At 65.2% G+C, this 22,956-nt stretch carries 19 protein-coding genes and 1 tRNA gene; 8 read left to right on the top strand and 12 right to left on the bottom strand.

Annotated features, from left to right (window positions below; translation table 11 throughout):
• Positions 1 to 17: 17 nt before the first annotated feature.
• The 3 genes from C7I36_RS00245 to C7I36_RS00235 all read right to left on the bottom strand — a co-directional run bounded on the left by C7I36_RS00245 (position 18) and on the right by C7I36_RS00235 (position 6,120).
• The gene (locus tag C7I36_RS00245) at positions 18 to 2,579 is read right to left on the bottom strand and encodes an EAL domain-containing protein (RefSeq protein WP_219899569.1); all 2,562 of its coding nucleotides are present in this window, start codon (positions 2,577 to 2,579) and stop codon (positions 18 to 20) included.
• A 133-nt stretch (positions 2,580 to 2,712) separates the two neighbouring features.
• A complete protein-coding gene (locus C7I36_RS00240; protein ID WP_106451744.1) occupies positions 2,713 to 3,471 on the bottom strand; it encodes a MipA/OmpV family protein in 759 nt (252 codons plus the stop codon).
• A 120-nt stretch (positions 3,472 to 3,591) separates the two neighbouring features.
• Entirely contained in the window at positions 3,592 to 6,120 is a 2,529-nt protein-coding gene (locus C7I36_RS00235) for an EAL domain-containing protein (protein WP_245879983.1), read from the bottom strand.
• Between the two features lie 154 nt (positions 6,121 to 6,274).
• On the opposite strand from C7I36_RS00235, the gene C7I36_RS00230 reads away from it, so the two are divergent.
• The gene (locus C7I36_RS00230; RefSeq protein WP_106451743.1) at positions 6,275 to 6,745 is read left to right on the top strand and encodes a hypothetical protein; all 471 of its coding nucleotides are present in this window, start codon (positions 6,275 to 6,277) and stop codon (positions 6,743 to 6,745) included.
• Here the strand turns inward: C7I36_RS00230 and C7I36_RS00225 are convergent.
• From C7I36_RS00225 to C7I36_RS00205, 5 genes are all read right to left on the bottom strand, one after another.
• Entirely contained in the window at positions 6,742 to 8,010 is a 1,269-nt protein-coding gene (locus C7I36_RS00225; RefSeq protein ID WP_106451742.1) for an MFS transporter, read from the bottom strand. The two genes, C7I36_RS00230 and C7I36_RS00225, sit on opposite strands and share 4 nt — an antisense overlap.
• A gap of 90 nt (positions 8,011 to 8,100) precedes the next feature.
• The gene (gene asnB / locus C7I36_RS00220; protein ID WP_106451741.1) at positions 8,101 to 9,765 is read right to left on the bottom strand and encodes an asparagine synthase B; all 1,665 of its coding nucleotides are present in this window, start codon (positions 9,763 to 9,765) and stop codon (positions 8,101 to 8,103) included.
• A 218-nt stretch (positions 9,766 to 9,983) separates the two neighbouring features.
• Positions 9,984 to 10,622: a 2OG-Fe(II) oxygenase gene (locus C7I36_RS00215; RefSeq protein WP_245879982.1), complete on the bottom strand. Its 639-nt coding sequence runs from the start codon at positions 10,620 to 10,622 to the stop codon at positions 9,984 to 9,986.
• Positions 10,623 to 10,773: 151 nt separating this feature from the next.
• Positions 10,774 to 10,861, bottom strand: a tRNA-Ser gene (locus C7I36_RS00210).
• 296 nt (positions 10,862 to 11,157) lie between these two features.
• Positions 11,158 to 11,583 carry a YbjN domain-containing protein gene (locus tag C7I36_RS00205; protein ID WP_106451739.1) on the bottom strand — a complete coding sequence of 142 codons (426 nt, stop codon included), beginning with the start codon at positions 11,581 to 11,583 and terminating at the stop codon, positions 11,158 to 11,160.
• Positions 11,584 to 11,810: 227 nt separating this feature from the next.
• Here C7I36_RS00205 and C7I36_RS00200 point away from each other — a divergent pair, with 227 nt between their 5' ends.
• Positions 11,811 to 12,671, top strand: a complete 861-nt coding sequence (locus C7I36_RS00200; protein ID WP_106451738.1) for a universal stress protein — start codon at positions 11,811 to 11,813, stop codon at positions 12,669 to 12,671.
• Positions 12,672 to 12,675: 4 nt separating this feature from the next.
• Here C7I36_RS00200 and cysQ read toward each other — a convergent pair whose 3' ends face one another.
• Positions 12,676 to 13,485 (bottom strand): 3'(2'),5'-bisphosphate nucleotidase CysQ, encoded by an 810-nt coding sequence (gene cysQ, locus C7I36_RS00195; RefSeq protein ID WP_281258103.1) that lies wholly within the window; start codon positions 13,483 to 13,485, stop codon positions 12,676 to 12,678.
• Between the two features lie 83 nt (positions 13,486 to 13,568).
• On the opposite strand from cysQ, the gene C7I36_RS00190 reads away from it, so the two are divergent.
• From C7I36_RS00190 to C7I36_RS00175, 4 genes are all read left to right on the top strand, one after another.
• On the top strand, positions 13,569 to 14,558 hold the full coding sequence (locus C7I36_RS00190) for a D-2-hydroxyacid dehydrogenase family protein (RefSeq protein ID WP_106451736.1): 990 nt from the start codon (positions 13,569 to 13,571) through the stop codon (positions 14,556 to 14,558).
• On the top strand, positions 14,551 to 14,940 hold the full coding sequence (locus tag C7I36_RS00185) for a guanyl-specific ribonuclease (RefSeq protein WP_106451735.1): 390 nt from the start codon (positions 14,551 to 14,553) through the stop codon (positions 14,938 to 14,940). Before C7I36_RS00190 ends, C7I36_RS00185 begins: the two co-directional genes overlap by 8 nt.
• A complete protein-coding gene (locus C7I36_RS00180) occupies positions 14,933 to 15,376 on the top strand; it encodes a barstar family protein (RefSeq protein ID WP_219899568.1) in 444 nt (147 codons plus the stop codon). Before C7I36_RS00185 ends, C7I36_RS00180 begins: the two co-directional genes overlap by 8 nt.
• 88 nt (positions 15,377 to 15,464) lie before the next feature.
• The gene (locus C7I36_RS00175; RefSeq protein WP_106451734.1) at positions 15,465 to 17,057 is read left to right on the top strand and encodes an ABC-F family ATPase; all 1,593 of its coding nucleotides are present in this window, start codon (positions 15,465 to 15,467) and stop codon (positions 17,055 to 17,057) included.
• A gap of 72 nt (positions 17,058 to 17,129) precedes the next feature.
• On the opposite strand, the gene C7I36_RS00170 is transcribed toward C7I36_RS00175, so the two are convergent.
• Positions 17,130 to 17,984: a universal stress protein gene (locus C7I36_RS00170; protein WP_106451733.1), complete on the bottom strand. Its 855-nt coding sequence runs from the start codon at positions 17,982 to 17,984 to the stop codon at positions 17,130 to 17,132.
• A 198-nt stretch (positions 17,985 to 18,182) separates the two neighbouring features.
• Between C7I36_RS00170 and C7I36_RS00165 the strand changes: the two genes are divergently transcribed.
• Positions 18,183 to 19,751 carry a sensor domain-containing diguanylate cyclase gene (locus C7I36_RS00165; protein WP_106451732.1) on the top strand — a complete coding sequence of 523 codons (1,569 nt, stop codon included), beginning with the start codon at positions 18,183 to 18,185 and terminating at the stop codon, positions 19,749 to 19,751.
• A gap of 31 nt (positions 19,752 to 19,782) precedes the next feature.
• Here C7I36_RS00165 and C7I36_RS00160 read toward each other — a convergent pair whose 3' ends face one another.
• Positions 19,783 to 20,631, bottom strand: coding sequence for a universal stress protein (locus tag C7I36_RS00160; RefSeq protein ID WP_106451731.1), 849 nt, complete (start codon positions 20,629 to 20,631; stop codon positions 19,783 to 19,785).
• 13 nt (positions 20,632 to 20,644) lie between these two features.
• The gene (locus tag C7I36_RS00155) at positions 20,645 to 22,129 is read right to left on the bottom strand and encodes a SulP family inorganic anion transporter (RefSeq protein WP_106451730.1); all 1,485 of its coding nucleotides are present in this window, start codon (positions 22,127 to 22,129) and stop codon (positions 20,645 to 20,647) included.
• A 361-nt stretch (positions 22,130 to 22,490) separates the two neighbouring features.
• On the opposite strand from C7I36_RS00155, the gene C7I36_RS00150 reads away from it, so the two are divergent.
• The gene (locus tag C7I36_RS00150) at positions 22,491 to 22,892 is read left to right on the top strand and encodes a phosphate-starvation-inducible protein PsiE (RefSeq protein ID WP_106451729.1); all 402 of its coding nucleotides are present in this window, start codon (positions 22,491 to 22,493) and stop codon (positions 22,890 to 22,892) included.
• Positions 22,893 to 22,956 lie beyond the last annotated feature (64 nt).

The following is a 22,956-nucleotide window of genomic DNA, read 5'->3' as shown; positions in this document are numbered from 1 at the left end:
ACCGGCAAAGGCCGGCGCTATGATTTGCCGGTCAGCCTTGCCCGCCAGTGGGCGGCGGGCTCGGGGCGGCCGAAGTGATACCCCTGAAAGGCGTTGCAGCCCAGGGTGCGCAGCCGTTCGGCCTGCTCGGCGGTTTCCACCCCCTCGGCGATCACCTGCAGGTCCAGGCTGCGGCCCAGGGCGATGATGGTGCGGACGATGGCTTCGTCGTTGGGATCCGTGAGCAGGTCGCGCACAAAGGACTGGTCAATCTTGAGCTGGCTGAGCGGCAACCGCTTGAGGTAGCCGAGGGAGGCGTAGCCGGTGCCGAAGTCGTCCAGGGAAAAGCGCACGCCGAGCCGGCCCAGGGCCTCCATCCGGCTGATGGTCTGCTCGATGTCGTCGATCAGCAGGCTTTCGGTGATCTCGAGCTCCAGCCGGGCCGGATTGGCGCCGCTTTGTGCCAGCAGCCGGCCGAGATCCTCGACGAACCCCGGGTGGCGGAACTGGCGCGCACTGATATTGACCGACAACCCCAGGCCGGCCAGGGCGGGGTGGTGGGCCCAGCCGGCGAGCAGGTCACAGGCCTGTTGCAGCACCCAGTGGCCGATGGGCACGATAAGGCCGCTGTGTTCGGCCAGGGGAATGAAGTCGGCGGGCGACACCCGGCCAAGTGCGGGATGCTGCCAGCGCAGCAGTCCCTCCATGCCGGTGATCCGGCCGGCGGCGTCTACCTGGGGCTGCAGGAACAGGGCCAGTTGCTGGCGATCCGCGGCACCGCGCAGTTCGGTTTCGAGCAGGATGCGGCGGTTGACCTCTTGCTGCATCTGCTGGTTGAAAAATCCCAGGGTGCCGCGCCCGTCCGCCTTGGCCGAGAACATGGCCAGATCGGCGGCCTTGAGCAGGGCGTCCATGTCGCCGTTGGCATCGGAAAACAGGGCGATGCCGATGCTGGCGCCGCAGTTGTAGCTGTGGCTGCCGATATGGTAGGGCTCGGACAGCCGCGCCAGCAGGTCGCCGGTTTCCCGGCGCAGCCGCAGCAGGGCGTCCGCCGGATCGGTGCTCAAATCTTCCCGGATCAGCACGAATTCGTCCGAGCCCAGTCGCCCGGCGGTGTCGGTGTCCGACAGCGCGGCCCGCAGCCGGCCCGCCACCTGGCGCAGCAGTTCGTCGCCGCAGTCGTGGCCCTGGGTGTCGTTGATGTTCTTGAAGTGGTCGAGGTCGATGAGCAACAGCGCACCCTGGTAGCCGGTGGCCCGGCTGGCGACCAGGGCCCGGCGCAGCTGGTCGAGCAGCAGGCGGCGGTTGGCCAGCCCGGTCAGGGGATCGAAAAAGGCCAGCTGGTGCAGATCCTGCTGCAACTGGCGATATTCGGTAATGTCGGTGGAAATGCCGCACAGGGCGTACACCCGGCCGTCGGGCCGGCGCAGGGGCAGCTTGACCGAGATAAAGCTGCGCTGCTCGCCCCGGGCCAGCATGTTGAGTTCCTCCCGTGCCACCCGTTCGCCCTGCTCCAGCACCCGGAGATCGTTTTCCCGCAGCCGGGCCCGGGTGGCGGTGTCGAAAAAGAGGCTGTCGTCCCGGCCAATCAGCTGGTCGCGCGCCACCCCGAACAGTTCGCACACCTTGCGGTTGGCGTACTGGTAGCGCAGTTGTTCGTCCTTGATGTAGATGCAGGCCTCGACACTGTCGAGGATGGTGTTGAGCCGCTGCTCGCTGGCCTGCAGCGCCAGGGTGCGCTCGGCCACTTTGCGCCGCAGCAGCAGGGTAAAGGCCAGGGCCAGGGCCAGCAGGCCGAGCAGGGCCAGGATGGCCCAGCGCAGGCCCCGGGGCAGGGCGGTGTCGGGCAGGCCGCTCCACTGCTCCAGCACCCGGTAATAGACGGAGTCGCCGTCCTGCTTCCAGGCCTGCAGATGGCCGTCGATGGCGGCGGCCAGGGCCGGATCCCGGCCCGGTGCCAGGGCAAAGTAGAGCTTGCTCGGCAGGAACATAATGGGGGAGGTGTTGAGGCTGCCTTCCCGCGCCTTGAGATCGCCGATGAAGTGGTTGGCGGCGACCACGTCGGCCCGGCCCATGTCGAGCAGGGCAAAGGCCTCTTCCAGGGTCTCTACCGGCAGCCAGTGGATAATGAGTCCGAAACTGTCGGCCAACTGGGTCAGGTAGTGTTGCTGCACCGAGTCCCGCAGCACGGCCAGGCGGCGACCGTCGAGCTCGAGCAGGCTGTCGAGCCGTCGGCCGGGGGCGGTGTAGAGCTGGGACCAGCTGAGCAGGGCCGGGGTCTGGTGGAAAAGGAAACGCCGGTCGCGCTCGTCGGTGAGGGCCACATCCGGCATCAGATCGATCTCGCCCTGCTCCAGCATGGCCAGGCACTGGCTCCACTGGCAGGGCACCGGCTCCAGCTGCCAGCCTTCTTCCCGGGCCAGGGCGACGAGCAGATCGCCGAACATGCCGCTGGGGCGGCCCTGGGCACCGGCCAGGATCTTGGGGGGATTGTGGTAGACGCCGACGCGCAGCGGCTGGGACTCGGCCGGGCCGGCGAACAGCCAGCAGCCGAGCAGGGTCAACAGCCGGACAAAACCGGGACGGCGTGGCGGGTTCAAGGGTGTCCTTATCCTCGGGTGCTGGATGATTTTTATTGTTGAGTTAGGACTTTAGTATGGCGGCGAGGGGGCTGGCAAGGCCCTTGTCGGCACCGGCGACGATGGTATTCGCCGCTGGTCGGATGGGTCTGCCTCAGAAGTGGTAGCTGAGGACCACGCCGCCAATCGCCTGGGTGGCATCGCCCAGCTCGGCAACAATGGGGCTGTCGCTGGCGTCGCCGGTCAGCCGGGTCACGCCCGCCAGGCCGGTGACCGACCAGTCCGGGGCAAAACGGTAATTGACGCTGCCGCTCAGCCCCAGGCGCCAGTAACCGTCGTCGGGGCGGTAGCGGTCCAGGCCGCTGCGGGCTGCATCGCTGGCGGACACGCCAAACAGGCTGCGGGTCCAGTCGGCGCTGCTGTAGGTCAGGCTGGGACCGAAGCCGGCGCGCCAGTCGGGCGCTATGTTCTCATACCAGCTGGCGCGAAAGCTTATCTGGTAGCCGTCCACATCGCCGCTGAAGGGGGTTTCCGCTTCCAGCACATAGCGCCAGGGGCCCTGGCGGTAGCTGGCGCGCAGGCCGGCGCTCAGGCTTTCGTCGACCTTGTCGAAGCGGCGCAGATCGCCGGTATTGTCCCGCCCAGGCAGATAGCCGATATAGGGCGACAGGCTCCAGTTGGGCTGCTGGATCAGGTTCCAGCCCAGGCCTTCGCGCCAGTTGAGGTAGAACAGATCCCCGTACCTGAGGTTCACATCCGGCAGCAGCCGGCTGTCGTAGTCGTCGCTGCCCAGGTAGTCGGGCATCAGCAGGGCGGCGGCGCCAACGCTGCCGCTCCACTGTTGCTGGGCCATGGCCGGGGCGGCCAGCAGCGGCAGCAGGGCGGTGAGGGAGTAAAGAGACGGACGGGACATGATACGGCTATCCTCTTGATTTTTGGGGAAACGGGCCTGCAGTATAGCGGCGGCACGGGGCCGGCGAAAGCACCGCCGGGTCGGCGCCTGTCGCAGGCGGACGGTGAACTGTAGGCAGGATCAGGAGGCCGGTACCCGGCCCGCCGGGGCCAGGCAGCGCTCGGCGAACTCCGCCGCCGGCATCGGCCGGCCGGTCAGCCAGCCCTGCACCAGGGTCAGGTGATAGCGGCCGAGGGCCTTGAGCTGGGCGCGGGTTTCCACCCCTTCCGCCACCACCTGCAAATCCAGCTCCCGGGCCAGCCCGGTCACCGCCGCCAGCACGGCGCTGCTGCTGCGGCATTCGCCAATCTGGCTGACAAAGGATCTGTCGATTTTCAGGCTGGTCACCGGCAGGGCGTGCAGGTAGCTGAGCGAGGAATAACCGGTGCCGAAGTCGTCAATGGCCAGCGGACAGCCGAGATCCCGCAGCGCCTGCAACAGCAGGGCCGCCTGCTGCTGTTTGTCGAGCAGCAGGCTTTCGGTCAGCTCCAGGCCAAACAGGCCGGCGGGCAGGCGGTAGTCGGTGAGCAGGCCGCGTACCTCGGCCAGCAGATCCTGCTGCCAGAATTGCTGGGCCGACAGGTTGACCGACACCGGCACCGGTTCGCGGCCCTGGTCCAGCCAGCCGCGCAGCTGGCCGGCGGCCAGGCGCATCAGCCGCCGGCCCAGGGGCACCATAAGGCCGGCCCGTTCGGCCAGGGGGATAAAGTCGGCCGGCGACACCGGGCCCAGCTCCGGATGCTGCCAGCGTGCCAGGGCTTCGGCGGAGCGGACGCGCCGGCTGGTCGGATCGACCTGGGGCTGGTAGTGCAGGCTCAGGCCCTCGCCGGTTTCCAGGGCTTCCCGCAGCGCGGTTTCCATCTGCAACCAGCGATGTTCCTGCTGGTTCATGTCCCGGCGGAACAGCCGAAAACCGTTGCGTCCCTCCTGCTTGGCCCGGTACATGGCGGCGTCCGCATGCTGGATCAGATCCTCGGCGCTGAGGGCGTCGTCCGGGTAGAGGCTGATGCCGAGGCTGCAGCCGACCCGCACGGTCTGCGGGCCGAGGCGGAAAGGCTCGGCAATGGCGTCGAGCAGGCGGCGGGCAATGCGGGTCACCTCGTCGGCATCTTCCAGATCGGGCAGCAACACGATGAACTCGTCGCCCCCCAGCCGGGCCAGGGTGTCGTCTTCCCGCAGCCGGTCGCCGAGGCGGCGGGACACTTCCAGCAGCAGCTCGTCGCCGGCGGCGTGGCCCAGGCTGTCGTTGACCTGCTTGAAGTGATCCAGATCGATGAACAGCACCGCCAGCCGCCGCCGCTGCCGGTGGGCGTGGCGGATGGCCAGCTCCAGCCGGTCCTCCAGCAGGCGGCGGTTGGGCAGGCGGGTGAGGGGATCGTAGTAGGCCAGCCGGCGGATCTGGTCTTCGTTTTCTCGGATATGGGTAATGTCGGTGAACAGGGCGGCATAGTTGCCGATGTTGCCCTCGCCGTCGCGGATGGCGGTGATAGTGAGCAGCTCCAGGTAGAGCTGGCCGCTTTTGCGCCGGTTCCAGATCTCGCCGCGCCAGTAGCCCTTTTCCCGCAGGGTTTGCCACATGTTGGCGTAAAAGGCGCCGTCGTGGCGGCCGGAAGACAGCACCGCCGGGGTCCGCCCCAGCACTTCTTCCGGGCTGTAGCCGGTGGTGTGGGAAAAGGCCGGGTTGACGAACTCGATGCGGCCCTCGGCATCGGTGATGATGATGCCTTCGAGGGAAGCCTCGATCACCCGCTCGGCCAGTTGCAGGTTGAGCCGGGAACGGCTGAGCGCCCGGTCGCGCTGTTCCAGCGCCTGGCGCAGCTCCTGCCGGTGGCGATGCTCGACCCCGTCGAGGATATTGCGAAAGCCGAGCAGGCCGACCACGGCGTCGTCATCGAGCACCGCCAGGTGGCGCACCCGGTGATCGATCAGCAGGTCCCGGGCGCGCTGCAGGGTATCGTTGCGGCGCACCGTGAGCAGCGGCCGGCTGGCGAGGGACTCGACCGGGGTGTTGCCCGGGTGGCGGGCGACAAAGCGCACCATGTCCCGCTCGGTGAGGATGCCATGGCCGCCATCGGCACAGGCCACCACGGCGGCGTCCTGATTGTGGCGGTGCATGGCCGAGGCGACCTCGGCCAGGGCCAGGTCGCCCGCAACCATCAGGGGCGCGGGGTCCATGGCCTCGTGCACTTCGCGCAGGCCCAGATAGGGCTCGAGCCCCTGTTTCAGGGCCATGTCGGTCTGGGAGACGATGCCCCTGGGGCTGCTTTCGTCGTCCACCACCAGAAAATGGCGGTGGCCGCTGTCGCGAAAGCGCTCGGCCACTTCCGACAGGGGGGTGCTCAGGTGCAGCTGGCTGACCGGGCTGCTCATTACCCGGCCGATGGGGGTCAGCAGGGCGGCGGGATCACCGAAGTCCAGGCGCAGGCTGTCGCGCTCGGTCCAGATGCCGAGGGCCTTGCCGTCGGCCATGATCAGCATGGAACTGCAGCGGCGGGAGGTCATGCGTTCGGCCGCCTCGTGCAGCGGGGTATCGGGGCTGCAACTGAGCAGCCCGGTTTGCATCAGCCGCTCGACCGGCAGGTCGGCGGTCACTGGGTCTTGAAATATCACGTCCGCATGGCACCTGGATGACAGGGAAGGGGGCAACACTACCATATCCCCCCCGAGGTACAGAAGCCTTTGCGTCCAGGCCTGTGAAAAGGGTCAAACCCTGTGAAAAGCGGCGAAGGCGGCTTATGCTCTGGGGAGAGCCCGGAGGTGTCGCATGAAACTTCATATCTGGTGGATATGGCTGTTGCCCCTGGCCGGCTGCGCCAATCAGCAGGAGCAGGCCCTGCGACGGCTGAATGACATTGCCGAGGAGGTGCTGAGAACCCCCTGCGCGGAGCCCGAGCTCAGCTACCGACCGGTGGAAAACGCCCATGTGCCGGGGCTGGTGGACGAAGTGGAAACCCTGTACTGCCCGGGCCTGGCCGCCAGTATCTACCTGTCGGAACAGGCCTCCCGGCCCGATGGCATGCCCATCTGGCTGGAGGTGTCCGGTGCCCAGCCGACCCTGCCCGCCTTTATGAACATTGGCGCCGGCCGGGACGAGGTGGTGGCCGAGCTGGGCCGTCCGGCCCGGGAAGGGCCCGGTTTGCTGCGCTACCAGTCCGGCGAAACCACCGAAAACGTGACCTTTCGCCTGGAGCGGGAACGGGTTTCCGCCATCCGCTGGGAATGGTATATCGACTAGGCGTGCCGATGGCGCGCCATCGGCTCCTGGGACACCTCCACATCGCCGAAGCGGTCGACCCGCAGCAGGGATCTGAAACCCCACATCCAGGTGCCGGCCACCGCCAGGGTGGCCACCCCGCCGATGACGGCGGCGGGCACGGTGCCAAACCAGGCGGCGCTGGTGCCGGCGCGGAATTCCCCCAGCTCGTTGGATGAGCCGATAAACAGCATGTTCACGGCGCTGACCCGGCCGCGCATCTCGTCCGGGGTGGCCAGCTGGATCAGGGTGGAGCGGATATAGACGCTGATCATGTCCGCCGCACCCGCCACCAGCAGGGCGGCGAAGGACAGCCAGAACAGGGTGGAGAAGGCGAACACCAGGTTGGCCATCCCGAACACCAGCACGGCGATAAACATGGCCGGCCCCACATGGCGGTTGAGCGACCAGGTGCTGAGCGCCACTCCCATCAGCAGGGCGCCGAGGGCGATGGCGCTGCGCAGGGCGCCCAGCCCCTCCGGCCCCACCATCAGCACCTCCTGGGCGTAGATGGGCAACAGCGCCACCACGCCGCCGAGCAGCACCGCGAACAGGTCGAGCGAGATGGCGCCGAGGATGACGGGGCGCGAGCGGATATAGCCGATACCCGCGGTGAAGCGGTGCCAGGCGGTGGCTTCCGGCGGTTTGGCGCCGCTGGCGTAGCGGGTTTGCACCGGGGCCAGCAGTACCAGGGCCAACAAAAAGGCGCCCAGGCAAACGCCGTAGGCCAGGCTGCCGCCCAGGGCGTAGAGCAGGCCGCCCACCAGGGGGCCGGCGATAACGGCGAGCTTCATGATCATGCCGTTGACGGCGATGGCCCGGGCCAGCTGGCCGCGGGGCACGATTTGCGGCAGCAGGCTTTGCAGGGTGGGGCCGGTAAAGGCCCGGGCGCTGCCGTAGAGCACCAGCACGGCGTAGTAGTAGCGGACGTCCGGCTGGGACGAAAGCGACAGCATCAGCAGCAGGCCGCTGCACAGGGCCTGCACCAGCCAGCTGCCGGCGAGCAGGTGCTTGCGGGAGTGGCGGTCGGCCAGATCGCCCGCCGGCAGCAACAGCAGCAGCATGGGAATGAACTGGGCCAGGCCCACGTAGGCCAGGGCCAGGGGATCCCGGGTCAGGTCGTACACCTGCCAGGCCACCACCACCGCCTGGATTTGCATGGCGAACACCGCCGCCAGGCGGGCAATAAGGAAAGGCAAAAAGCCCTGTTGGCGCAGCACCTGGGTGCCGCCGGGATGGCAAGACATGGATTTTGGGGCAAAGCGGAACGGGCGGGCAGTGTAAACCCGCGGGCGAGGGGCAGCAAGTCGAAAGCCCCCGGGCGGGGGCCTTGATGATCAGTAGGACTGGGTATGCACGCCCTTGACCGCGCGGCCGGAGGGGTCGGCCATGTTCTTCCACTGCGCGTCCCATTCCAGCGCCTTGGGGGTGGAGCAGGCCACGGAAGGACCGCAGGGCACGCAGTTGGCGGCGGAGTCCTGGGGGAAGTGGCCCTCGAAGATGGACCTGTAGTAGTAGGCCTCCTTGGTGAGCGGGGTGTTCAGCGGGAAGCGGAACGCCGCCGTGGCCATCATCTGATCGGTGACCTGCTCTTCCACCATGGCCTTGAGGCTGTCTATCCAGGAATAACCCACGCCGTCGGAGAACTGCTCCTTCTGGCGCCAGGCCACCTCGTGGGGCAGCAGGTCGCTGAAGGCCTCGCGCAGTATGTGTTTTTCCATCTTGCCGTTGCCGCACATCTTGTCGGCCGGGTTCAGGCGCATGGCCACGTCCATGAATTCCTTGTCGAGGAAGGGCACCCGGGCTTCGACGCCCCAGGCGGCCATGGACTTGTTGGCGCGCAGGCAGTCGAACATGTGCAGCGCCTGGAGCTTGCGCACCGTTTCCTCGTGGAACTCCCGGGCGTCGGGCGCCTTGTGGAAGTAGAGGTAGCCGCCGAACAGTTCGTCGGAGCCTTCGCCGGAGAGCACCATCTTGATGCCCATGGCCTTGATGCGCCGCGCCATCAGGTACATGGGGGTGGAGGCGCGCACCGTGGTGACGTCGTAGGTTTCCAGGTGGTAAATAACCTCCTTGAGGGCGTCCAGACCTTCCTGCACCGTGTAGTGCAGCTCGTGGTGCACCGTGCCCAGGTGGTCCGCCACCTTGCGGGCCGCCAGCAGATCCGGGGCGCCTTCCAGGCCCACGGCGAAGGAGTGCAGGCGCGGCCACCAGGCCTCGCTGTTGCCGTCGTCCTCGACCCGGCGGTCGGCGTACAGCTTGGCCACGGCGGAGATGATGGAGGAATCCAGGCCGCCGGACAGCAGCACGCCGTAGGGCACGTCGCACATCAGCTGGCGCTTGACCGCCGCCATCAGCGCCTCGCGCAGTGCGCTCACGCTGGAGACGTTGTCCTTGACCGCGTCGTAGCTTTCCCAGTCGCGCCGGTAGTAGCGGCGCGGCTGGCCTTCCTTGCTGTACAGCAGGTGGCCCGGGGGGAACTCGCTGATGGTCTTGCACACCGGGGTCAGCGCCTTCATCTCGGAGGCCACGTAGAAGTTGCCGGCTTCATCGTAACCGGTGTAGAGCGGGATGATGCCCATGTGATCGCGGCCGATGAGATAGGCGTCGTTCTCCTGGTCATAGAGCACGAAGGCGAAGATGCCGCTCAGATCGTCGAGGAATTCGGGGCCCTTTTCCTGGTAGAGGCCGAGGATGACTTCACAGTCGGACTGGGTCTGGAACTCGAAACCACAGGTGAGGGTGGCTTCCAGCTCCTTGTGGTTGTAGATCTCGCCGTTCACCGCCAGGGCCTGGGTCCTGGCCGGGTTCAGCAGCGGCTGGGCGCCGCTGTCCAGGCCGACGATGGCCAGCCGCTCGTGCACCAGTATGGCCTTGTCGTTGCTGTAAATACCCGACCAGTCGGGGCCCCGGTGGCGCAACAGCTTGGATAATTCCAGGGCGCGGCTGCGCAGGGCGGCGGGATCGGATTTGAGTTCAAGAATACCGAAGATGGAGCACATGGGGCTGTCCTTAACATGTTGATCTGCATGAATGAACTCAGGTTGCCAGAGTCGGCGCCGCGTGCAAAGCCAAAATATGAATAATCCATAGAAAAAGCGCCTTTGCTTTATTATCGATAATATAAAGGTGAATTTTTGATAAAAAACTAAAATTCAGGCTAATTTTCTGGCATTTTTTGAAGTTTTGTTGGCTTTGCTTGTCCGATACGGCCGGCCCGCTACAACAGCACGGCCGGCGCGACGGGATCGTCGATGCGAAACCAGCCGGCAATGCTCAGCCGTGCCCGACGGGCGGGCAGTACCTCGTGGGGAAACTGCTCCGACAGGAAGCACACCAGGGTGCCGGCCTCGGGGCGCACCCGGTGCAGCACTTCCTTGCCCTTTTCAGCATAGACCAGCAGCTCGCCGCCATCGTGGTCCCGCCAGTCCTCATTGAGGTAGACAACGGTGGTGACGCGGCGATTGCCGCGGCCGCGAAAGGCATCCAGGTGCTTTTTGTAGAAGTCGCCCTCGTCGTAGCGGGCATAGTGGCATTCATAGTCCTTGAGTCCCATAAACAGCTGTCGGTTCATCTGCCGTTGCAGGGCGGCCATCAGTGCCAGGTAGTCGCGCTGGGCCGGGCTGTCGCCCTCGAGCCAGCGGGTTTTGTCGGTGCGGATGCGTTCGTTGGTGTGGTGGGCCTGATCCCGGCCGATGCCTGCGGGGGTCAGTTGCCAGGGGGTCAGGGCGGCGAAGTCCCGGCGCAGGGCGGCCACGCGGGTGGTGTCGAGAAAGCGGGGAAAAATGCCGATGCCGGGGCCGGCGATGGCGTCGACCACCTCGTCAAAGGTCTGTTCAAGCTGCAGCTCGGTATTCAAGTGGTAAACCCTCCAGTTGGAGCGCTTATGTACACCCATTGCCGGCGGGCCGCCAGAAAGAAAAACTGCACGTCAGGAAAAGCGGCGCTGTCGGGACAGCCGGAATGGCGCAAAGCAAAAACCCCGGGCATTTCTGCTCGGGGTTTCAATCTGGCGGTGAGGGAGGGATTCGAACCCTCGATACGTTGCCGTATACACACTTTCCAGGCGTGCTCCTTCAGCCACTCGGACACCTCACCAAATTGTTGCGGTATTTGTTGCGGTATTTTTTTATATCGGTGTTACCTTCACCGGCTTTTCGTTTTCGGATTGGGGTCCTCGGGCTGACGCAGCACGCTGTGTGCTTTTGCCCAGGCTTTGCCTCTTGGCAGCCACTCGGACACCTCACCAAATTGTTGCGGTGTTTTTTTATATCGGTGTTACCTTCACCGGTTCCGCTCGGGAACGGTGCGTAATCTAACGGCTTGCCGGGGCTTGTTCAAGGATTTTTCCCCGCCCCGGGTGCGACTGCCTTTTCCGTGTGCAGTTTGGGGGCTTAATGAACAGCCGAGGGGGATTTCTGGGGTTCATCCTGCATCAGGTAGCCAAGCTCTGCCAGCTCCTGCACCAGTTGCTGGGTGGCCATCATGGTCTGCTGCACTATCCACTGGAACTGGTGTTGCTCCATCCCTGCCTGGGTATGCAGGTAGTCGGCCACAATCAGCCGGGGCAGGTTGTCGTCGACGATATCGACAAACACCTTGAGGCTGGGGTAGTTCATGTTCAGCCGGCCCAGGTCGGCAACCAGCATCAGCAAGGCGGTGGGGCGGATTTCCACTTCCGTGGTGAGGATGGCGTCTTCATGCTCGACGAACAGCCGGCTTTCCAGCACCCCCTCCAGCTCCTGCAGCTCCGAGAGGTGAATGCCATGACAGTTTTCACAAATGTAGTGGTCTATATGGCCGGCCATCAGCCAGCGCATGGCGATTTCTGCTGTTAACACGCGATTTTCCGAAAAAGTGAAGCCTGAAGGGGCGATAGTGTAAACCAAAGCCGGTGGGCTGGAAAATCAAATGCCTGCCACTGTTGCCAAGGACCTGAAAAGGATACGGTTATATTTGATTTTCCCGGTAAAAGCGGGAATGCTTCAAGAATGTCCGGGTGACGCCGCCGGCCTCGCCCAGCCCCTGTCTGCCAAGGAATACCGAGATGAAAACGCTGCTTGCCGCCATCGATTTGGGCCCCGATTCCGCCGCCGTGGTCAAGCGGGCGGCCGAACTGGCCGTGGGCCTCAAGGCTGCCCTGCACCTGGTCCACGTGATTGACGAAGCGGTTGCCCTCTACGAACCCATGGTCGAGATTTCCATGCGCCACCGGCTGCAACAGGGCGCCACCCAGGCGCTGCAGGGCCTGTTCGACGGCCTGCCCGGTGCGCTCAAGCCCGACAGCGAGCAGCATGTGCTGCTGGGCAAGCCCGATCGCGTACTGGCGCGCAAGGCCCTGGAACTCAAGGCCGATCTGATTGTGGTGGGGCGCCATCATATCGATCCCATGCAGGATCTGTTTGTGGGCACCACCGCCGAGCGGTTGCTGCGCCACTGCGAAGTGCCGTTGCTGATGGTCGGCCGGGATGGCGGCGAGCCATACCGCAGCCTGCTGGCGGCCACCGATTTTTCCCGCAGCTCCCACCATGCCCTGCAGGCCGGCCTGTGGCTGGCACCCCAGGCCCAGGTGAGCCTGGTGCACGTGTTCGAGCCGCCCCTGCTCGGTTTTTTGCGCCACGATTCGCTGCATACCGACAGCCTGATGGCGCACCAGAAGGCGCGCATCGAACGGGAAGTCAAAGAGGAAATGTCCCATTTCCTGGCCGACGACGCCCAAAACCGCATCCATACCGAAATCATGGCGGGCGAGGTGCGTGACTGCCTGCTGCAGGCGGTGGAACGGTTGCAACCTCAACTGCTGGTGATGGGCACCCATGGCCGCCAGGGGATCAGCCGGCTGCTGGTGGGCAGCGTGGCCATGAGTTTTTTGAGCGCGCCGCCCTGCGACGTGCTGGTTTCCCGGTAGCGGCTCAGCCGGCGAACAGGGCCGGCCAGTCCTGGTCGCTGTGGCCCACCGCCAGGAAGAAGGGGTTGAGCCAGTGGCCGGTGTCGTCGTAACCGAGGGGGGTACCGTCCAGCCGCAGTACCTGGCCGCCGGCCTGTTCCACCACGCACTGGGCGGCGGCGGTGTCCCACAACGAGGTGGGGCCAAGCCGGGGGTAGAGATCGGCGCGGCCTTCGGCGATCAGGCACAGCTTGAGGGAACTGCCCATGGGCACCAGCTCGTGCTCGCCCAGCCGGGCCAGCAGGCGCGGCAGTTCCTCGCCGCCGTGGGAGCGGCTGCCGACCACCCGCCAGGGCGTGCCGGCGTTGTGGCGGGCAACCCGGATCGGATGGCGGCTGCCGTCGGCCAGCACCTTGCAGGCACCCTGGCCGCGCGCCGCCACATAGCCGGTTTCCAGCGCCGGGGCGTAAACTACCCCAAGCACCGGCCGGCCCCGCTCGATCAGGGCAATATTGACGGTGAATTCACCGTTGCGTTTAATGAATTCCTTGGTGCCGTCGAGGGGGTCCACCAGCCAGTAGCGTCCCTGGGCATCGGCACCGCCAAAGTGCCCGGTATCCTCTTCCGACAGCAGCGGCAGCTCCGGCGTGAGCTCGGCCAGCCGGGTGGCGATAAGCCGGTGGGCGGCGGCATCGGCCTCGGTCAGGGGCGACTGGTCGGCCTTGGTCGTGACCGAAAAATCCCGGCGGTAAATGGCCATGATGGCCTCGCCGGTGTCCCGGGCGAGGGAGTCGATGTCGGCCAGCAGGCCGGGTGTGAGGGGGTCGGTGGTCACCGGTCTCTCCATGGGGTGCACTGAATGAATAGAACCCCATGATATAAAAAAATCAGGCTTATGCCCATTCACAAGGAAGCACCATGAAAATAGCCATACTCGATGATTATCAGGATCAAGTGCGCCGGCTGGCCTGTTTCTCCCGCCTGGCCGGCCACGATGTCACCGTGTTTACCGACACCTGCCAGGAGCCCCGGCGCCTGGCGGAGCGGCTGGCTCCCTTCGACGCCCTGGTGCTGATCCGCGAGCGCACCGACATCGGCCCCGAGCTGCTGGCCGCCCTGCCGCGGCTGCGTCTGATCAGCCAGACCGGCAAAATCAGCAACCATATCCGGCTGGCCGACTGTACCCGGGCCGGGGTGGCGCTGGCGGAAGGGGTAGGCTCGCCGGTGGCGCCGGCGGAGCTGACCTGGGCCCTGGTCATGGCCGCCAGCCGGCAGCTGTTGCCCTACTGCGATGCACTCAAGGCCGGCCACTGGCAGCAAAACGGCGACCTCGGACTGGGCCGGGCCCTGGCCGGGCGCACCCTGGGCATCTGGGGTTATGGCAAGATAGGCCAGCGTGTGGCCCGTTTTGGCCAGGCCTTCGACATGCAGGTGCAGGTGTGGGGCAGCGAAGCGTCCCGGCGGCAGGCGATGGCCGATGGCCTGATGGCGGCGCCCGATCAGGCGGGTTTTTTTGCGAGCAGCGATGTGCTGAGCCTGCACCTGCGGCTGAACGAGGCGACCCGCCACCGGGTGACGGCGGCCGATCTGGCGCGGATGAAGCCGGATGCCCTGCTGGTCAACACCAGCCGGGCCGAGCTGGTCGAGCCGGGCGCCCTGGTGGCGGCGCTGAAGGCCGGCCGGCCCGGTTTTGCGGCTGTCGACGTCTACGAGCAGGAGCCCGGCGGCGAACAACTGCGACAACTGCTGGCCCTGCCCAATGTGCTGTGCTCGCCTCACCTGGGGTATGTGGAGCAGGGCGGCTATGAGCTGTATTTCGGGGCGGCTTTCGACAACCTCCTGGCCTATGCCGAGGGGCGTCCGGTGAATATCGCCAACCCCGAGGTGCTGGAGGGGCAGGATGACTAGCATGCCCCGGCGCGGGCGGCGGCGCAGTTTTAACCTGCGCCTGCTCGGCGGTGCCCTGCTGCTGGGACTGGCGCTGCTGCTTCAGGGCCTGTGGCCGGGCGGCCAGGATGCCGGCTACAATCCCCAGCTTGCCGAAACCCTGCGCCTGATCGACCAGGGGGGTCCCTTTCCCTATCACCAGGACGGCACCACCTTTTACAACCGGGAAGGGTTGCTGCCGTCCCGGCCCCGGGGTTACTACCGGGAATACACGGTGGACACGCCGGGCCTGAGCCACCGGGGGCCGCGGCGGGTGGTGACCGGCGGCGATCCGCCCGAGGTGTTCTACTATACCCAGGATCATTACCAAAGCTTTGTGGAACTGGAGCGAAGCCATGAATGACGCCGAACTGACCTTGTTGCTGAAAACCGGCCCGGCCCGTGCCTGTTGTGTTCCGCCCGGCTCCCAACTGGCGCTGGAGCTGGCGGCGGAGCGGCTGGGGCTGGCCTTTTACCTGGCAGATCTGGGGATGGCCTCCTCCAAGGCCGGCTGCCTGGCGGAGCTGGCCCGGGCGCTGGAGCTGCCCGCTTGGTTTGGCCACAACTGGGATGCCCTGAGCGACGCCTTGACCGAGCCGTCCCTCGGCGAGCGGGGCCTGGTGATCGGCCTGCTCCAGGCCGAGCGTTTCGCCTGCCGGGAGCATCCGGGCTGGCTGACCCTGCTCGACATCATGAACGACGCCGCCGAGCACTGGACCGCCCGGGGCCTGCCGTTCTGGTGCGTGGCGCTCAGCCCGTCGCCGGCGCTGCTGTCGATGCCGGTGCTGGCCAACCATTAATCCTTTTGAACTTTGTGCCGGCCGCCGGTATCCTTGGCGGCCCCTGGCCCTGCGCCTTTCTCCATTCCGTTAACAGTGAGTCCGCTTCTTGATTTCCACCAACAACATCACCATGCAGTTCGGCGCCAAGCCGTTGTTCGAGAACATTTCCGTCAAGTTCGGTGACGGCAACCGTTATGGCCTGATCGGCGCCAACGGCTGCGGCAAGTCCACCTTCATGAAGATCCTGGGCGGTGACCTGGAGCCCAGCGCCGGCAACGTGAGCCTGGATGTGAACGAGCGCATCGGCAAGCTGCGCCAGGATCAATTCGCCTACGAAGAGGTGCGGGTGCTGGATGTGGTGATGATGGGCCACAGCGAGCTGTGGGCCGCCATTCATGAGCGCGACGCCATTTACGCCAACCTGGAGGCCAGCGACGAGGATTACATGCGCGCCGCCGAGCTGGAAGGCCGGGTAGCGGAATTCGACGGCTACACCGCCGAGGCCCGGGCCGGCGAACTGCTGCTGGGCGTGGGCATTCCCCTGGAGCAGCACAACGGCCCCATGAGCGAGGTGGCCCCGGGTTGGAAACTGCGGGTGCTGCTGGCCCAGGCGCTGTTTTCCAATCCCGATATCCTGCTGCTCGACGAGCCCACCAACAACCTGGACATCAACACCATCCGCTGGCTGGAAGAGGTGCTCAACCAGCGCGACAGCACCATGATCATCATTTCCCACGATCGCCACTTCCTGAACAGCGTCTGCACCCATATGGCGGATCTGGATTACGGTGAGCTGAGGGTGTATCCGGGCAATTACGACGACTACATGCTGGCGGCCACCCAGGCCCGGGAGCGGCTGCTGTCGGACAACGCCAAGAAAAAGGCGCAAATTGCCGAGCTGCAATCCTTCGTGGCCCGCTTCAGCGCCAATGCGTCCAAGGCACGCCAGGCTACCTCCCGCGCCAAGCAGATTGAAAAAATCAAGCTGGAAGAGGTCAAGGCGTCCAGCCGGCAAAACCCCTTTATCCGTTTCGAGCAGGAGAAAAAGCTGTATCGCAACGTGCTGGAGGTGGAAGGCCTGGCCAAGGGCTATGGTGACTCTCCCCTGTTCAAGGGCCTGAACATGCTGGTGGAAGTGGGCGAACGCATCGCCATTCTCGGTACCAACGGTATCGGCAAATCCACCCTGGTCAAGACCCTGGTGGGTGAGCTGGAGCCCGATCAGGGTCTGGTGAAGTGGTCCGAAAATGCGCGTATCGGCTACTATGCCCAGGATCACGCGGTGGATTTCGACACCGATCTTACCGTGTTCGAATGGATGAGCCAGTGGCAGCAGGAAGGGGACGACGAGCAGACGGTTCGCTCCGTGCTCGGCCGGCTGCTGTTCAGCCAGGACGACATCAAGAAGAAGGTGGGGGTGTTGTCCGGGGGCGAGCAGGGCCGCATGCTGTTCGGCAAGCTGATGATGCAAAAGCCCAATATCCTGGTGATGGACGAGCCCACCAACCACCTGGACATGGAATCCATCGAGTCGCTCAACATGGCGCTGGAACTGTACCAGGGCACCCTGGTGTTCGTGTCCCATGACCGGGAGTTCGTTTCCTCCCTGGCCACCCGCATCCTGGAGCTGAATGAGAACGGCATCCGCGACTTCAGCGGCAGCTACGAGGATTACCTGCGCAGCCAGGGCGTGGTCTAAACGCCGGGCGGGGCAGCCGGCCCCGCTCGTCAGGCCATGCAGGCCGGGCCCTGTGCCCGGCCTGGCGCCGAGTTAGCGCAGGATCAGCAGTGGCACGCCGGTCTGGGCCAGCATATGGTGGGTGGTACTGCCGAGCAGCCATTCCCGCAGGCGCGACTGGCTGTAAGCGCCCATCAGCATCAGGTCGATGTCCTGCTGGCGCTGGTAGTCGAGCAGGCAGGATTCCACCTTGCCCTGCAGCAGCGCCGTGGTGCACGAGCGGCCGGCGTCGGTCAGGGTGCGGGCGGCCCGGGCCAGGGATGCCCGGCGGCCGGGCTCGTCCTCGCCCACCATCACCAGATGGCATTCCAGCCCGGCGAACAGCGGCGAGCCGGCCAGCCAGGCCACGCCCTTCTCGCTGGTGGCGCTGCCGTCGAAGGCCAGCATCAGCCGCCGGGGCGGCTGGAACGAGCCCAGGGTCAGCAGCAGGGGCCGCTCCGTAGTGCGGATCACCTGTTCCACATGGCTGCCCAGCCGGTGGTCGCAACCGGCGTGGCCGCTGCCCTGACGACCCAGCACCAGCAGTTCGGCGTAATCGTCATAACGGGCCAGGGCCTGCACCAGGCGGCCTTCGCGCTGAACGGCGCGGGGGGCCGGATAGCCGGCGGCCTCGATCCGGGCGGTGGCCTGCCCCAGGATCAGGCGGCTGCGTTCGCGCACCAGCTCCAGGCGTTTTTCATCGAGGGCGGCCAGTTCGTCGATCACCTGTTCCTGGGCATCCAGGCTGGTGGCGGCACTGAGGTTGACCAGCACTATCGGCTCGGGCCGGTGCAGCACGTGCAACAGTACCAGGGAAGCGGACAGCCGGTCGGCGGCCCAGGCGGCATAGTCGCAGACCGCCGCTGTGTGTTCGGAGCCGTCGATGCCGGCCAATACATTGCTGCTCATCTTTATTCATCCTGACAGGTTACTGATTTTAAACAAAGAATCGCGGGGGCTCCGATTCGTGTGGCACTGTAGCACAGTTTGCGCAAAAGCGAGACCGTCCGGGCGGCCCGGTGTTTTGCTTTCGGTTGCCGATTCCATTAGAGTCAGCCCATCATGGCCGACGGTCGGCCGTCGCTGCCACAGGGTCCTGGCTTTCCGATGAATTTTTCCTGCCTGCTGAAACTGGATTTGCGCCGCCTGATCCTGTTCCTTGCCGTGATCAGTGTGCTGGTCACCCTGGCCAACGGCTTTTACGCCAGCTACGAGGTACAAAGGGCCCTGCTGATCCGCGACAGCCTGGCGGCCAACCGGGCCTATGCCGCCAAGCTGGCGGAGACCACCGATATTGTGCTCAAGGCGGCCCAGGATCAGCTGGCCTACAGTGCGGACCTGCTCAGGGACAAGATGGACGACGAGCAGGCCCTGATGGCGGAAGCCCGCCGGCTGCACCAGCAGACCGACAGCTTCAATTCTGTGGTGGTGGTGGGCGCCAACGCCGTTATCCTCGCCGCTTCGCCGGACACCCTGGGGGTGAAGGGACTGCGGCTGTCGTCGCCCAACGCCCTGCAGTCGCTCAACGCCAAGCGGCCACTGGTCACGGATCCCTTCGTGTCCCCCTCCGGCAACTATATCCTGGCCATTTCCCACCCCGTGTTTACCGCCGACGGCAACTACCTGGGCTACATATCCGGCAGTATCTACCTGCGCGAGCGCAATATCCTGGCCAATGTACTCGAGCGCCATTTCCACCAGGACGGCTCCCACCTCTATGTCGTGGATCGCAACGGCACCCTTATCTACCATCCCGAGGCCGAACGGGTGGGGGAGAACATCACCGGCAATCCCGTGATCGAGGCGGTGCTGGACGGGCGCCTGGGCGCCGAGACCCTGCGCAACAGCAAGGGCGTGGACATGCTGGCGGGGTTTGCTCCGGTTACCCGGGCGGGCTGGGGCGTGGTGGCCCAACGGCCCCGGGCCGATACCCTGGCCGGGCTGGACGGCCTGATGCTGGAGGTGTTTATGCGCATCCTGCCGCTGGGGCTGCTGACCCTGTCGGCCATCTGGCTGTCGGCCCTGTTTATTTCCCGGCCCCTGTGGCAGTTGGCCCAAAGCGCCCGGGTGATGGATCAACCCGGCGCGCTCGGGCGGATTTCCGCCATCCGCTCCTGGTATTTCGAGGCATCCCGGCTCAAGCGCGCCATCCTCAAGGGAGCCGGACTGATGAACGACAGGATAAGCCAGTTGCATACCGACAGCCACACGGACGCCCCCACCGGCCTGCTCAACCGGCGTGGCCTGGAGCAGGCGCTGGAAAGCCTGCAGCTCGCCGGCCGACCGGTGGCGCTGATCACCCTCGACATCGACCATTTCAAGCAGGTCAACGACCGTTTTGGCCACGATGTGGGCGATCAGGCGATTGGATTGTTGGCGCAGTTGATGAAAAGCCAGGCGAGGAAGGGGGATCTGCTGTGCCGCAGTGGCGGCGAGGAATTTTTGCTGTTGCTGCCGGATACCGAACTGGCGCCGGCGTTAGAGGTGGCCGAGCGGCTGCGCCGCCAGGTGGCCGGGCAGCCGGTACCGGTGGTGGGCCGGATGACCATTTCCCTGGGGCTGGCCCGGTGGGCGGGCGACGCCGGCGGGATCCGCCAGGCGCTCAAGCGCTCGGATGAGGCGCTCTACCGGGCCAAGGCGGCGGGACGTAACCGGACCGAGTGCGCGCCCGAATAATGAGTCCGCCCGGCTCAGGCCGGGCGGGAGCTCAGCGCAGCACCAGCAGCGGCACGCGGGTCGCGCGGATCATGGCGGTGGTGGTGCTGCCCACCAGCCACTGGCGGACGCGGGAGTGGCCATAGGCACCCATCACCATCAGATCCATGCCGTTGTCCTGCTGGTATCGGGACAGGGCCTGGTCCACTTCGCCGGGCACAATGGCGGTCACGGCGGTGATCCCGGCCTGCTCCAGCCGGTGCCGCGCCCATTCCAGCTGGGCCCGGTTGTCGTCGGTGTCGGCGCCGGCCAGCACCAGGTGCAGTTCAAGGGCGCTGAACAGCGGGCTCTGGGCCAGCATTTCCACGCCCTTGCGGGTGGTGGCGCTGCCGTCAAAGGCCAGCATGATCTTTTGTGGGGCCCCGAATTCGCCCAGGGTCACCAGAATGGGGCGGTGCAGGGCACGGATCACCTGTTCCACATGGCTGCCCAGGTGGGCATAGGCCGAGGCTTCGCCCTGGCGGCCAATCACCAGCAGCCGGGTGTCGGGCTCGAGCTCCACCAGGGTGTCCACCAGGGCGCCGTGGCGCTGCAGGGTGGCGGGCTCGCTCACCCCGTCTTCAATGGCGCGGGCGCGGGCCGCGTCGAGCATGATACGGCCCTGCTCCTTGGCCAGTTTTCCCCGTTTTTCGTCCAGCGCCGCCAGCTCTTCCAGCAACTGCTCCTGGCTGCCGAGGCCAATGCTGCCGCTCAGGTTGCCCTTGGGTTGCTGGTTTTCCCGATCCAGCACATGGATAAAGCTCAGCGGAGCCGCCAGGCGCAGGCTGGCCCAGCAGGCCCAGTCGCACACTGTGGTGGCATGGCTGGAGCCGTCGATACAGGCGAGTACATTGGTGGTCATGGTCATTCCTCTCTTAGTGGCCCATCAGCTTTTCTACTGCTTTCGGATCGTTGTGAACAGCGAAACGGTCCACAAGTGTGGCGCTGGCCTCATTCAGGCCGATCATTTCCACTTCGGTGCCTTCCCGGCGAAACTTGATCACCACCTTGTCCAGGGCGCTGATGGCGGTGATGTCCCAGAAATGGGCGCGGCTGAGATCGATACGCACATGGCCTATCACCTCCTTGAAATCGAAAGAAGCGATAAACTGCTCGGCGGAGGTAAAGAACACCTGGCCCACCACCTTGTATTCGCGGCTGTTGTCGTCGATTTTTTCCGAGCCCACATAGAGGATCTGGCCCACCTTGTTGGCGAAAAACAGGGCGCTGAGCAGCACGCCCACCAGCACGCCGTAAGCCAGGTTGTGGGTAAAGACCACCACCACCACGGTGGCGATCATCACCAGGCTGGTACTCTTGGGATGGGTTTTAAGGTTGGTGATGGAGCCCCAGCTGAAGGTACCGATGGACACCATGATCATCACCGCCACCAGGGCGGCCATGGGGATCTGTGATACCCAGGGGCCGAGGAAGACCACCATTACCAGGAGCACCACACCGGCCACCAGGGTGGACAGCCGGGTACGGCCACCGGACTGGATATTGATGATGGACTGGCCGATCATGGCGCAGCCGGCCATGCCGCCCAGCAGGCCGGTGGCGATATTGGCCACGCCCTGGCCCTTGCATTCGCGGTTCTTGTCGCTCTTGGTGTCGGTGAGGTCATCCACTATGGTGGCGGTCATCATCGACTCCAGCAGGCCCACTACCGCCAGCGACAGGGAGTAGGGGAAGATGATGGCCAGGGTTTCGAAGTTGAGCGGCACCTCCGGCCACAGGAACACCGGCAGGCTGTCCGGCAGCTCGCCCATGTCGCCCACGGTGCGGATATCGATGCCGTAAACCATGGCCACTATGGTCAGTACCACGATACATACCAGGGGCGAGGGCAGCAGCTTGCCCACCACCGGCACCAGCGGCAGCAGATAGATGATGCCGAGGCCGGCGGCGGTCATGGCGTAAACGTGCCAGGTCACGTTGGTCAGCTCCGGCAATTGGGCCAGGAAGATCAGGATAGCCAGGGCGTTGACGAAGCCGGTGACCACGGAGCGGGACACGAAGCGCATCAGTTCGCCCAGCTTCAGGTAGCCGGCCACTATCTGCAGCACCCCGCACAGCAGGGTGGCGGCCAGCAGGTATTCGAGGCCGTGGTCGCGCACCAGGGTGACCATCAGCAGGGCCATGGCGCCGGTGGCGGCGGAGATCATGCCCGGGCGGCCGCCGATAAAGGCGGTGACCACACAGATACAGAAAGAGGCATAGAGGCCGACCTTGGGGTCGACCCCGGCGATAATGGAGAAGGCCACGGCCTCCGGGATCAGGGCCAGGGCGACCACGATGCCGGCGAGCACATCTCCCCTTATGTTCGAGAACCAGGTTTGCTTGATACTGGGTAACATTGTTGTTGTTCCAAGGTTGTGGGTAAATGCAGTCCATACCAGGCCGGCGCCAAGGGCGGTCGCAGCGGTACGGGATTCAAGTTTTCGGGCAAGACAAAGCGCTCGCATGGAACGAGCAGGGACACCGCGGGAGGCGGCAAAAAGCAGGGCCTGAAGGCTAGGGTGGCGTCATCGCTTTATTCAAAAACTTCATAAAAGTATAATTTTTTATAAGCTCTAACCGAAGGGCAGCGGGTATTATAGGAGCCCGGCCGGCCGCGGACAAGGGCGGATACCGGCCCGGAGTTTGCATAACACCGAAGGGGACGGCAGGCGCCTCCCACGGCATCAAAAACGTGCATCAAAAAAGGAGCGGAGCGCAATGAGTGACAACAGAATGCTGGGCAGCCGGGTACTGGACGCCCTGCAGCATGTCGGCCTTATCATCGTGGCTATCGCCACCGTGGTGGCGGTGGGCATAGAGGTGAACACCATGTGGCAGAACAGGACGGTGACCCTGGCGGATCTGCTGCTGATGTTCATCTACCTGGAAGTGCTGGCCATGGTGGCCATCTATCTGCGTTCGGGCAAGCTGCCCATTCGCATTCCGCTCTATATCGCCATTGTCGCCCTGGCCCGTTACCTGATCCTCGACATGAAGGGCATGGACAACTGGCGGCTGATCACCGTGGCCGGCGCCGCCCTGGTGCTGGCCCTGGCGATTCTGGTGATCCGCTTTGGCCATGTGCGCTATCCCTACGGCAAGGACGAGGGCGGACACTGAACCGCGGGGACTGGGGACTGGGGACTGGGGACCGGCAGGATGGGCTTGGCCCTGTTAGTGGTCA

The organism is Zobellella taiwanensis (genome assembly GCF_003012795.1).
GTDB lineage: Bacteria > Pseudomonadota > Gammaproteobacteria > Enterobacterales > Aeromonadaceae > Oceanimonas > Oceanimonas taiwanensis.
Note: the sequence above shows the minus strand (reverse complement) of the source record. Positions and strands in the feature narration are given on the sequence as shown.